Genomic DNA, 11,996 nt, shown 5'->3' with positions numbered 1-11,996 from the left:
GACCCCGGCCGCCAACCGGGAGAACCTCCGATGTAGTCTCCATGGAGAAAATCCAGTCCAACAATCAACAGGGTCCAATGAACCCATCACCATGACAGACGGAAGGTGGGCGGCAGGAAACGCTTACGAACGAGGTGACTTCGATCCTACGTGATCTCTATGCCGCCTCGCGGGTTGAGGTTGATTGGCAGGTCACAAGCCCCCAATCGCGCAATTGCGTACGGATGGCCTTCCTCGCGCTGCTCTGTATCGAAACGGCCCTGCACCACGGCGGGCGGATCACCATCGCCGAAGAGGCAGGCCATTGGTCCCTACAGGCCGAGGCCGACAAAATCGCGATAGACCCTGAACTTTGGGCGCTGCTGACACAGCCCGGGCCGGACCGGCCGCTACAGCCCGCGCAGGTTCAATTCGCGCTCTTGCCAATTCTGGCCGAAGCGCAGGGGAAAGAAATCACGCTCGACAACAGCGATACGGCACTGACCCTGTCTTACTAAAGGTCAGCCGCGCACGGTCCCCTCGCCACGCACGAGGTATTTGAAGCTCGTCAACTGCGCCGCGCCAACGGGGCCGCGGGCATGAAGCTTGCCTGTGGCGATGCCGATCTCTGCGCCCATGCCGAACTCTCCCCCATCCGCGAATTGGGTCGAGGCGTTATGCATCAGGATCGCCGAATCCAGCCCGTTAAAGAACGCCGCGGCGGTCTCCGCATTCTCGGTCAGGATGCAATCGGTATGCCCCGATCCATACTCGCGAATATGCGCCATCGCAGCGTCCAGATCGGGGACGACCCGCGCCGCGACGATCATATCGAGGTATTCTTGCCCCCAATCCGCATCGCTGGCCGGGACCGTGCCGGGGACATCCTGCAAGGCTGCATCAGCGCGCACTTCGACGCCTGCGTCGATCAGCGCCCGGATCACGCCATTGCCAATCGTCTTGGCCACATCCTCATGGATCAAAAGACATTCCGCCGCGCCGCAAATGCCCGTCCGCCGTGTCTTGGCGTTAAGCACGACCTTCAACGCTTTCTCGGGGTCCGCCTCGGCGTCGATATAGATGTGCACGATGCCTTCCAGATGGGCAAAGACCGGCACCCGCGCCTCACGCTGGACCAAGCCGACAAGCCCCTTGCCGCCGCGCGGCACGATCACGTCGATGGTATCGGTCATCGTCAGCATCTCACGCACCGCCGCCCGGTCGCGCGTCGGGACCAATTGCACCGCGTCTTCGGGCATGCCCGCATCCCGCAGCCCCTGTTGCAGACAAGCGTGGATGGCACGCGATGAATGAAAGCTTTCCGACCCGCCGCGCAGGATCACCGCATTGCCCGCTTTGAGACAAAGCGCGCCGGCATCCGCCGTCACATTAGGGCGTGATTCATAGATCACGCCGATCACGCCGAGCGGGGTACGCACCCGCTGAATGTTCAGGCCCGAGGGCTGGTCCCATTCAGCGATTACCTCGCCCACCGGATCGACCTGTTCCGCGACCGACCGCAGCCCGTCGACCATGCCGCAAATACGCTCTTCGTTCAGCATCAGCCGGTCCATCATGGCGTCCGACAGCCCCTTGTCGCGGCCAAAGGCGAGGTCTTGCTCATTGACGGCAATGATCTCGGCCCGGTTTTTCCAGACCGCATCGGCAGCGCTGATCAGGGCGGCGTGTTTCCTCTCGGCCGTGGCGGTTGCCAGTTGCGCTGCCGCTGCACGGGCGCGGGCGCCGATATCGGCCATCAGTTCAGAGATATTTTCGATGTCGTTCATAGCCTTATGCCCCTGTCTTCATCTTCTCTTAGAGCGCCATATCGTCGCGATGGATCAAGGCCGCCCGCCCGGGATAGCCCAAAAGCGCCTCAATCTCCGCGCTCTTGTGGCCTTTGATCTGCCCGATCTCCTCCGCCGAATAGCGGCTGAGACCATGGCCCACCGCGTGACCGGCGGGATCATACATGGCGATGCTATCGCCCCGTTCAAAACGCCCCTCAACGGCGGTCACCCCGGCCGGCAAGAGGGATGTGCCCCGCGCCAAAGCCGCCACGGCTCCGGCGTCCAAGGTCACTGCCCCGCGCGGTTTCATCGCGGCGATCCAGCGCTTGCGCGCGGCCTGTGGATCGCTCTGCGCGCTGAACCAAGTGGCATTCGCCCCACTTTCTAGCGCGGTGAGCGGGCGCATGACGAACCCATCGGTGATCGCCATCGCACAGCCCGCCGTTGTCGCCGTGCGCGCGGCCATCAGCTTGGTTTTCATACCACCTTTGGACAGGCCCGACCCGGCATCACCGGCCATCGCCTCGATCTCGGGGGTGATGCTATCGATCACGTCATAGCGTTTCGCGGTGGGGTCCTGTGAGGGGTTGGCACTGTAGAAACCATCCACATCGGAGAGCAAAATCAACTGATCCGCCCCCACCGTCACCGCGATCTGCGCGGCGAGACGGTCATTGTCGCCAAAGCGGATTTCATCGGTCGCGATCGTGTCATTCTCATTCACGATGGGCACCACGCCGAGCGAGAGCAACTGCTCCAATGTCGCGCGGCTGTTGAGGTAGCGCCGGCGGTTGGCGCTGTCTTCCAGCGTTACCAGCACCTGCGCCGTGGTGATGCCGTGGGGGGCCAGCACCTCTTCATAAGCCCGGGCAAGGCGGATTTGCCCCACCGCCGCGGCGGCCTGCGCCTGTTCCAGCGCCAAGACGGTCGGCGGGAGGCCCAGAACACCCCGGCCAAGCGCGATGGAGCCAGACGATACCAGCACAACATCGCAGCCTAAGCCCTTGAGCCACAAGACATCTTGCGCCAATCCAGTCAGCCAGTCCCGGCGCAGATTGCCGCTATCGCGGTCCACCAGAAGGGCGGAGCCGATCTTGATGACGACACGGCGGGCGGTGCTTAGGGTTGCCAAGGCGTCTCTTCCTCGGTGCTGCGGAACCGCAGGCGATCTTCGTCAATGTTCTGGCGCAGGGTGCGCAATACTTCCGTCACGCCTTCGCCAGCCACACTGGACATCATCATCACGCTGCCGCCAGAGGCTTTTTCCAATTCTTTCAAACGGCTTGCACGTTCTTCCTCATCCAAAGCGTCAACTTTGTTCAACACAGTGACACGCGGCTTTTCGGCCAGATCGCCGCCATAGGCCTCCAGCTCTCCGATGATGGTGTGGTAATCCTCGGCCACGGTTTCAGAGGTGCCGTCGATGAGGTGCAACAACACCGCGCAACGCTCGACATGGCCAAGGAAAAGATCGCCCAGACCCCGCCCTTCGGAGGCGCCTTCGATGAGGCCGGGAATATCCGCCACCACGAATTCAGTGTTATCGACACCGACCACGCCAAGGTTGGGGTGCAACGTGGTGAATGGGTAATCGGCAATCTTAGGCCGCGCGTTCGACGTGCTCGCAAGGAAGGTCGACTTGCCCGCATTCGGCAGGCCCAGCAGGCCCACATCGGCGATCAGCTTGAGCCGCAGCCAGAGGGTCCGCTCCACCCCTTCCTGCCCGGGGTTCGAGCGGCGGGGGGCTTGGTTGGTCGCGGATTTGAAATGCAGGTTGCCCCAGCCGCCATTGCCGCCGCGCGCAAGCTGCACGCGCTGGCCAAGCTCGGTCAGGTCGGCGATGACGGTTTCCTGATCCTCATCGAGGATCTCCGTGCCCACGGGCACCCGCAGGATGATATCCTCACCGTCCTTACCGGTGCGCTGTTTGCCCATGCCGGGCTGGCCGTTCTTGGCAAAGAAGTGTTGCTGATAGCGAAAGTCGATCAGCGTGTTCAGCCCATCGACCGCCTCGGCCCAGACCGAGCCGCCGGTGCCGCCATCCCCGCCATCCGGGCCGCCATATTCGATATATTTCTCACGCCGGAACGACACACAGCCGCCGCCCCCGGCGCCGGATCGGATGTAGACTTTGCACAGGTCGAGAAACTTCATGGTCTTGCCTTTCAGGCACGGGAAACGGAGCTACAGCTTGCGGCTATAGGTCCATGTGGGTACGGCAGCATCGCGGGCCAAGCAATAGGTTTCCGCGTCGCCGAGATAGACAAAGCCCGCATTGGTCAGCACCTTGGCCGAGGCCGGGTTGTCATGGAAAACAGAGGCAAAAAGCGCGTCATTGCCCAAAGGGTTAGCGTTTACCAAAGCCTGCACCGCGTCAGAGGCAAGATGCGTGTTCCAGAACGCCGGTGCCACCCAATAGCCGATTTCGGATTGGTTGCGGTCCAGCCGGGTGAGGGAGATCACGCCCATCACTTCGGAACTGTCCGCGCGGGTACCGTCCATGACCCAGACGTCTTCTTCACGGTCATCGGACATGGCGCGGGTGACATAGGCCTCAACACTGCCGGGCGGCAGCGGATGCGGGATCGAGGATGTGGCATTGGCGACCCGCGGGTCGCTGGCATACATCTCAATCATGCCCATGTCGGACCGGCGCACCGGGCGCAGGTCAAACCGCTCTGTCTCAATAAGGGGTTGGTTCACAATCGCTTCCAACTGCATCGTCATGTTCCTCCTCCGAACAGACTGGATTGGGGGCCTTTGGCCAGACGGGCCGCCCCTGCCCCGATCGCGCGCAACCCGCGCGCCGAGGCGTTGACACATTCGACATATTCCTCCCTGCCGAATGTAACGACTTTATCAAAATTCAGCCGCCTTCCGCAAAGAGCGGAGAAACGGCCCGGCAGGCCAATGGGCCCTAAACTGGAAAACAAAAACATCGGGGGTCTTTCCGAAAAAGAAAAAGGGACCGGCGGTATCGCCGATCCCTGATTTTTTCAAACCCTTTGGGGTACGGCTTATTCAGCGGCCTCCGCGCGTGGCAGAACCGAAATGAACGTGCGGTTTTTCAGACCTTTGTGGAAGGTCACAGCGCCGTCGACGGTTGCAAAGATCGTGTGATCCTTGCCCATGCCAACGCCTTCGGCAGGCCAGAACTTGGTGCCGCGCTGACGCACGATGATGTTGCCGGGGATGACGGCTTCGCCGCCGTATTTTTTCACGCCAAGGCGACGACCAGCTGAGTCGCGCCCGTTACGGGATGAACCGCCTGCTTTTTTATGTGCCATCTCGGTCTCTCCTTAGCCTTTGGTCTTTTCTTTGGCCTGTTCGACCCAGCCTTCACGCTGGATACGGCCTTTGAAAGACAGTTTCTCGTCAACTTCAGCGATATCCGCTTCGGTCCATGCTGCGATTTGAGCGAAGGAGGTGATGCCCGCTTCGTGCAGCTTTTTCTCAAGTGCGGGGCCAACGCCGCTCAGCGCCTTCAGGTCGTCCGCGCCAGCTTCCGACATCTGGTCGGCTTTCTCGGCTTTCGGAGCGGCCTTGGTGGCTTTCGCCTTCTTGGCCTTCTTGATCTGCGCAGCCTCATCGGTCTTGCCGGTGATGGCAGCCACGGCGGCGGCGCTTACGGAGCCTGTGCCGACAGCTTCGGATACGCCCGACTTCTCTGCGCCGGAGGCGAGGATGTCGGTGATCTTGACCAGAGTCAGCTTCTGACGGTGACCCTTGGTGCGCTTGGAAGAGTGCTTCCGGCGGCGCTTGACGAAGTTGATGACCTTTTCGCCTTTGATCTGATCGACGACTTCGGCCTGAACGCCTGCATCTTTAACCGTGGGCGCGCCGAGCACGGGGCTGTCGCCGCCCAGCATCAGAACTTCGTTGAACTGGACTGTTTCGCCAGCATTGGCCGCAATACGTTCAACGCGCAGCATATCGCCTGCTTGAACCTTGTATTGCTTGCCGCCTGTCTTGATGACCGCAAACATGCGTCTTCCTTTTCTGTCATCCGCGTTCTGTGGCACCCGCTTGGGAGTTTGTGGATGGCTTTCCGGCCGATCCGCCTCGAACAGCGCGCCCATGGGGCGTCATTAAAAAACAATCCCGAAAACGGATTACCCGCCGGGATGCGGGCTTATCTTCGGAATAGCGGCGCAAGTCAAGTAGGTTTTCTTGGCCCCGCCCCTAGGGCCTGTCAGAGGCTTTCGGCCACCATGTTCAGCGCCAATGCGCGCCCCAGCCCGTAGGAGATATCCTCATAGGCCCGACCGAACCCGTCGAAAAGCCCGCGGTTGAGCGCCCGGCCCGCCGGTGTCTCGGCAAAGGCCGCATATTGCGCAATTTCGGCGTTGCTCAAGGGGTGATAGGCCAGCAGCATATAGGCGTGCAACCAGACGGAGGTATCTTCGGTCACCGCATCCAGATCGGCGCCAACATCGGCCAAGAGGTCTTCATCACTGTCCTTGAGCGCGTCGCCATCGCGCATGCCGCGCAGGAATTGGAAATTGCTGTTTAGCGCCGTGCCGACATTGCGGTCGATCATATCGGAAGCGTCGATCAATCGGCGGATCAAAGTCACCCGCGGATCACCGTCCCCCGCCAGCACCCCATAGTTCGCCCGCGCAATCTGCTCGATTTCAGGCTTGGCGATGGCGGCACGGGCGGCATTCTCCAGCCCAACGATCCGACGCCCCAGTTCGGTGGAATAAAAGGCGATCGCCTTTTCGACCTCCTCCGCCGTCATCGTCTCTTCTAAGGCGCGGCGGACCATTTCGACCATACGCTCGGGATCGTGGATGCTTTCGACCTGCATCTGCCAGGCTGGGCCGCCCTGCCCGCCCAGAATGTCTTGGTTCAGCACCTCCGCATGGGCCTGCCCTTCATCGCTGAGGATCACCGCCGCTTGGCGAAGCTCCAACAAGTCGACCAGCACAGTCATCCGCGCATCGGCCCAAGCAGGCAGCGCCAGAAGCCACAGAAGCGGCGCGAAAACCCAAGCCCGCATCAGATGTCCTGACTGGGCTGCATGGCCGCAAGCCGCGCGGCCACGGCCTCGAACCGGTTGGCCATGATCTCATATTGAACGGCGTTCATCAGCGTATAGACTTGCTGCATCTTGGGATGCTCCAACGCCTCGGCATAGGCGGCAAGGTCTTCGTCCGAGAAGGATTGATAGGTATAGGCGGCGTTGGCCAGCGCGTTAGCGGCGATCTGCGCGCCCAGCTCATCCGCCTGCGCCCGCATCGCCCCGCGCAGGTCCGGCTCTTCCATCTGCAATTCGATCACCCCGGCCGCCGCGGCGGCCAGAAGGAAACGAATCTGCACCTCTTGAATGGCCCGGACCGAAATTTCTTCGACATCGCTGGCCACGTTCAAGCGCCGCAGGGTCTCCAACCGGGGGGAGCCGATCCGCTCAAGCCCCGCGATGATGGCGGCACCGCTTTCGGCCTTCAGCCCATCATCCTCAGCCATATGCGCCTTATTCTCGACCGCCACCAAACGCTGGCCCAGATCGGAGGCATAGAACCCAGCGGCATGATCCAACAGGTCATCGCTGAGCGTCTCGGCAAGGATATCCATCGCCATGTCGTGCATCAACTCGGTGTCAAAAACATCGCGCACCAGCCGCGACCACTCCGAGCCGAAATCCTCGCTTTGCAGCCCCAACATCTCAGGCGCGGAATCGGCAGACAGGCGAATGCTCTCCAACGCCACGTCAAAGCCGGTTACCTCCAAAAACCGCTCCAACGCGCCGCGATCCGCCGCCCGCAGCGGCAGGGCAAGCGCGACGAGCAGCATCAACGCCATGACAAAGGGGGCTGCACTCATTCGGTTTTGGCGGAACATGGGCGGTCCTTTCGCAGAATTCTGCCTTTAAACTTAGGCTCTACCAGCCTCGGCGCAATGAAAATCCCCAAACTTTCAATTGATGCGCAAAACCCCTCTTGCCACTGCTGGAAAAGGCGACTAAACGGACCCCCCAGACCCCCGCGGAGAGGTGCCGGAGTGGTCGAACGGGGCGGTCTCGAAAACCGTTGACCCTTCACGGGGTCCCAGGGTTCGAATCCCTGTCTCTCCGCCACTAACGCCTTGGGCGTGGTGCTTATTTCGCCCGATACGAAGACGATGGTCAGTCGCCGCGCAAGCCGCGACGTCACTGTCCTCCAAACCGATCTGCTTAAAGACCAAGCACCCGCGTAGAAATCCAACGCCGCAGCCGCCCCCCTCCCGCTTTAGCCAAATCCGCGCCTTGAACATTTCGGCGGATTGACGCAACTATCCGCGCAGAGCGAGCAAGCGGTTTCATGAGTCCCAGCCAGCCAAGGATTTCTACAAGGGACAATAAAATGAAAACCACTACCGCCAAGCGCGTCGCGCTCTCTTGGCTGATGTGCTCGACCGCCACTCTCGCCTATGCGCAAGACGACACCGCCTTCGATCTCGGCGTGCTGCGCATTCAGACCTCAGCCGCACAGGCCGTTTTGGGCAATGACGAGATCACCGAAACCGAAATCGAACAGCGCAACCCGGCGACCGTGGCCGATGTCTTTGCCGGCGAATCCGCGATCACTGCCAGCGGCGGCGCGCCGATCGCGCAGAAGGTCTATGTGAACGGGATCGAGGAAAGCCTGCTTTCCGTCACCATCGATGGTGCGCGACAGAACAAATCGGCCTTCCACCATACCGGCAACGTCCTGCTGGATCCGGCCTTGCTGAAATCCGTTGAGGTCAGCGCGGGGCTTGCCCCGGCGGATCAGGGACCAAACGCGCTGGCGGGCTCTATCGCCTATACCACCAAAGACGCCCGCGATTTGCTGGACGGGGATGATCCCTTTGGAGGTCGCTACACGCTGTCCTATGGCAGCAATGGCCAAGGGTTCCGCAACACCCTGACCCTCTTCGGGCAGAACGACGGTTTCGATTATCTGCTGAGCGGCACCCGGGCGACGGGCGACGATTATGATGACGGCTCGGGCAGCACCATCACCGGCACGCGGGCGGACCTGACCGACTATATCGCGAAATTCGCCTATACCTCCCAAAGCGGGAAACGTCTGAGCTTCTCTGCTTCTGAGACCACTGACAGCGGCCTGCGCGCATCTCAGGGTGGCTTCATCCGCCCCGACTTTGCCGATGTGATCGGGCGCGACACGGTGCTTTATGAAGCGCTGTCGCAACGCACATCCTATAGCCTGACCTATGAAGACGAGAACCCCTCGGGCATCTGGGCGCCCTATGCGCAGCTCAGCTACAACGAGCAGGCGATGGACGTAGGCTCGCTTTATGGTGTGAACAAAAGCCTCAGCGGTGTGCTCAGCAACGAGTTCACGCTCCGCAACGGCAGCGTCAATGTCGGTGTCGATTTCTTTGACGAAAGCGCCGAAGGCTATGACAACACGGTCAGCCCGCGCAGTTCGAGCGGCCGCGAAGAGCTTAGCAACATCGGTATCTTCGCACAGGCACGGCAGGATCTGTCGGACCGCATCTCCGTATCCTACGGCGGACGCTATGACTGGGCGTCCTTCGAAGGCGCCGATGGGAGCGATTTTGACGCCAGCGGCGCCAGCCTCAACGGCTCTGTCGATTACGTCTTGAACGATCAATGGACCCTCAACGCCGGGGCCGCCTCCAGCTGGGGCGGTTATGAGTTGGGTGAGGCTGCATTGGTCAACTTCCGCACCCCGTGGAATTATGACGGCTTCACCACCTCGCGCGCCAATGCGGTGCGTCTTGGCCTGCGTTACGACAGCGGCCCTTGGGCGGTCAAAGGCGCGCTCTTCGACACTGAGATCGAAGACATCAACGCCGTTCTGCCCTCAAGCGGTGCACGCGGTGCAGTGGACGATCTGACATCGCGCGGCTTCGACGGGTCGGTCACCTATACCGGCGCGCGCGGCTTCGCGACCTTGAACTACACCTATGCCGATGTGCAAACCAACGACGCGACAACCGCTACGACCGCCTATTACCTTGGCCGTCCAGTTGGCCATATCTTTGGCTTCGAAGCGGGCTATGACGTGACCGAGGAGTGGCGCATCGGGGCGACCGCGCAGATCGCCTTGGAGAACGACGATACCGATGTGTCGCTCGACAGCTATGAGGTGGTCAATCTCTACGCGGAATACAAACCGCGGCGGATGGAGAACCTGAACCTGCGCATGGACGTGCAGAACCTGTTCGACGCGACCTATGCAAGCCGCAGTTCCGATGGGCTTGGGCTTGCCAATGTGGTGCCCTTGACCGAACCGGGCCGCACTGTCAGCCTGACCGCGTCGATCAGCTTTTAACTGACGCAGGTATCGCCCCCCTTTGTGCGGGGGCGATACCCTTTTCCGGCGCTTGCCGCCTACGGTTCTTTCCGCAGTCCTCCTCCCGCTTGATCCAGATCAATGCAGCCGCGCCCCGCCCGCCCCATAATGGCCGGGGTCACATGAGGAGCGTCGCCATGCAAAATGCTACAATCACAGTCGTGCTGGGGGTCGATGCCCGGCCCAATCAGCTAGAGGCCCTCGCCCGCGAGGCGCAGACCCGGGGCGCGCATCTGATCGTTCTTCTGCTCAGCGAAACCCCTGCCGTCCCGGTCTATTCGATGGGGGTGGGCGAACTCAGCACTTATTCCCTCCCCGCGGGCTGGCAGGCGGATGTGGACGCGGCCCGCGAGGCGGTCGAAAAACAGCGCGCGGAATTTTCCCTGTATCTCACCGACCAAGGCGCCAGCGCGGATGTGCGCGCGGTTTGTGGCGATGCCTCCGCCTTACGCAACACGGTGGCGCGGGCGGGGCTGACCTGTGACGCGGTGCTTATCGGCACGGACTTGCGCGAAGACAAGCGCCTGTTCGAGGACATCGTCCATGCCGCCCTCTTCGAGTCCGCCGCGCCCGTTTTGCTCAACACCGCGCAGGCCAAGGTGGCTTTGACCCCGCAATCGGTCTTCGTCGCATGGAAAGCGGGCATTCCCGCCACGCGAGCGACCCGCGCCGCTCTGCCAATCCTGCGCAATGCGCGGGAGGTTACCGTGGCGCTTTTCGACCCGGTCTCGATCTCGGCCTATGACGGGGAAAACCCCGGTACCGATGTCGCCGCTTGGCTGACCCACCAAGGCTGCAACGTTGCCGTGCAGCAATATGCCAGCGGAGGCGAGGACATTGGCACCGCCATCCTGAAACGCGCCAAAGAAACCGGGGCCGATCTGATCGTCATGGGCGCCTATGACCACTCCCGCCTGCGCGAGATGGTTTTTGGCGGCACGACCCGCAGCCTGATTGAACAAAGCGCCTTTCCTGTGCTTCTGTCGCACTAAAGCCCATCGAAAGGACCCCCTATGCGCCCTCACCTCGCTACCCTCGCCGGGCTATCCTGCGCCCTCCTCTCCGGCTGTTCGGAGGGGTCCTCTGGCGACACCGACCGGGTGCGCGCGGGGCAGCGGGTCTATGCTAAGGAATGCGCCGCCTGCCACGGGGCGCAGGGCGAAGGCGGCGGTCCGATGTCCTTGCATCTGGATGTGGTGCCGCCGGATTTGGCCGGGCTGAAACAGCGCAACGACGGCTACTTCCCGCGCGAGTTTGTCAGCCGCTTTGTCATGGGCCAGCTTGCAAAAGACGACCCCGCCTCACCCATGCCGGACTTCTCCGCCGTTGGCCTGCGCCACGTCTACCCCAATGGCGGCGCGGATGGGGAGGTGCTGGAAACCGATTTCGCCAATCTGCTCGACTATTTGGAAGCGATCCAGTGGTAGGACAGGCGTGGTTCGGGAGACAGCCCTCGGGCACTTAGCGCGCCCCCGCCCTGCATTGCGCCCCCGCCCCCTCTCACGCTATCGGATGCCCTGCCCCGCAGCCCCTACAGACGGAACCCTCGCATGAAGATCAACGACGAAAGCCCCGTTCTGCTGGCCCTTCTGGACGCCGCCGTCGATGCCATGGTGGTGGCGGATCACGCGGGCAATATCCTGCGGGTGAACAAGGCGGCGGCCACGCTCTTCGGCCATCCGGTTGAGGATTTGGTAGGGCAAAACGTGCGCATGCTGATGCCGGGAGACATGGCCGTTCAACATGACGGCTTCCTGCGCCACCATCTCGAGACCGGAGAGAAACGCATCATCGGCGTGGGCCGCGACGTGGAAGGGCTGCGCGCCGATGGCAGTGTCTTCCCGCTGCATCTTTCCGTGGGCCGCGCCGATATCTCGGGCGAGGTCGCCTTTGTCGGCATTATGCACGATCTGTCGCGCCG

General features: G+C 61.9%; 13 protein-coding genes and 1 tRNA gene. 6 read left to right on the top strand and 8 right to left on the bottom strand.

Annotated elements, in window-relative coordinates:
* Positions 1-134: 134 nt before the first annotated feature.
* Positions 135-497 carry a histidine phosphotransferase family protein gene (locus FCK22_RS13950; protein ID WP_248646520.1) on the top strand — a complete coding sequence of 121 codons (363 nt, stop codon included), beginning with the start codon at positions 135-137 and terminating at the stop codon, positions 495-497.
* Between the two features lie 3 nt (positions 498-500).
* Here the strand turns inward: FCK22_RS13950 and FCK22_RS13945 are convergent, their stop codons facing one another.
* The 8 genes from FCK22_RS13945 to FCK22_RS13910 form a co-directional block, all read right to left on the bottom strand.
* The gene (locus tag FCK22_RS13945) at positions 501-1,766 is read right to left on the bottom strand and encodes a glutamate-5-semialdehyde dehydrogenase (RefSeq protein WP_136720505.1); all 1,266 of its coding nucleotides are present in this window, start codon (positions 1,764-1,766) and stop codon (positions 501-503) included.
* Between the two features lie 28 nt (positions 1,767-1,794).
* Positions 1,795-2,901, bottom strand: coding sequence for a glutamate 5-kinase (gene proB / locus FCK22_RS13940; protein WP_067262092.1), 1,107 nt, complete (start codon positions 2,899-2,901; stop codon positions 1,795-1,797).
* Positions 2,889-3,923 carry a GTPase ObgE gene (gene obgE / locus FCK22_RS13935; RefSeq protein WP_067262093.1) on the bottom strand — a complete coding sequence of 345 codons (1,035 nt, stop codon included), beginning with the start codon at positions 3,921-3,923 and terminating at the stop codon, positions 2,889-2,891. The genes proB and obgE overlap by 13 nt, the downstream gene beginning before the upstream one ends.
* A gap of 30 nt (positions 3,924-3,953) precedes the next feature.
* The gene (locus FCK22_RS13930) at positions 3,954-4,490 is read right to left on the bottom strand and encodes a GNAT family N-acetyltransferase (protein ID WP_067262104.1); all 537 of its coding nucleotides are present in this window, start codon (positions 4,488-4,490) and stop codon (positions 3,954-3,956) included.
* A gap of 296 nt (positions 4,491-4,786) precedes the next feature.
* Entirely contained in the window at positions 4,787-5,056 is a 270-nt protein-coding gene (gene rpmA / locus FCK22_RS13925) for a 50S ribosomal protein L27 (RefSeq protein WP_067262095.1), read from the bottom strand.
* A 12-nt stretch (positions 5,057-5,068) separates the two neighbouring features.
* The gene (locus FCK22_RS13920) at positions 5,069-5,755 is read right to left on the bottom strand and encodes a 50S ribosomal protein L21 (protein WP_067262097.1); all 687 of its coding nucleotides are present in this window, start codon (positions 5,753-5,755) and stop codon (positions 5,069-5,071) included.
* A gap of 206 nt (positions 5,756-5,961) precedes the next feature.
* Positions 5,962-6,771: a DUF2059 domain-containing protein gene (locus FCK22_RS13915; protein ID WP_067262099.1), complete on the bottom strand. Its 810-nt coding sequence runs from the start codon at positions 6,769-6,771 to the stop codon at positions 5,962-5,964.
* A complete protein-coding gene (locus FCK22_RS13910; RefSeq protein WP_231886297.1) occupies positions 6,771-7,613 on the bottom strand; it encodes a DUF2059 domain-containing protein in 843 nt (280 codons plus the stop codon). The genes FCK22_RS13915 and FCK22_RS13910 overlap by 1 nt, the downstream gene beginning before the upstream one ends.
* A gap of 145 nt (positions 7,614-7,758) precedes the next feature.
* Here FCK22_RS13910 and FCK22_RS13905 point away from each other — a divergent pair.
* The 5 genes from FCK22_RS13905 to FCK22_RS13885 all read left to right on the top strand — a co-directional run.
* Positions 7,759-7,848: transfer RNA gene (locus tag FCK22_RS13905), tRNA-Ser, on the top strand.
* Positions 7,849-8,113: 265 nt separating this feature from the next.
* The gene (locus tag FCK22_RS13900) at positions 8,114-10,054 is read left to right on the top strand and encodes a TonB-dependent receptor (RefSeq protein ID WP_067262100.1); all 1,941 of its coding nucleotides are present in this window, start codon (positions 8,114-8,116) and stop codon (positions 10,052-10,054) included.
* Positions 10,055-10,212: 158 nt separating this feature from the next.
* Entirely contained in the window at positions 10,213-11,067 is an 855-nt protein-coding gene (locus FCK22_RS13895) for a universal stress protein (RefSeq protein ID WP_067262101.1), read from the top strand.
* Positions 11,068-11,088: 21 nt separating this feature from the next.
* A complete protein-coding gene (locus tag FCK22_RS13890; protein WP_067262103.1) occupies positions 11,089-11,502 on the top strand; it encodes a cytochrome c in 414 nt (137 codons plus the stop codon).
* Positions 11,503-11,625: 123 nt separating this feature from the next.
* Positions 11,626-11,996: PAS domain S-box protein (locus FCK22_RS13885; RefSeq protein ID WP_136720510.1), on the top strand; the 371-nt coding region annotated here is incomplete at its 3' end.

The organism is Sulfitobacter sp. 15WGC, assembly GCF_005068605.1.
Classification (GTDB): Bacteria; Pseudomonadota; Alphaproteobacteria; order Rhodobacterales; family Rhodobacteraceae; genus Sulfitobacter; species Sulfitobacter faviae.
The sequence above is the reverse complement of the archived record's forward strand: the minus strand, read 5'-3'. Positions and strand labels throughout refer to the sequence as shown.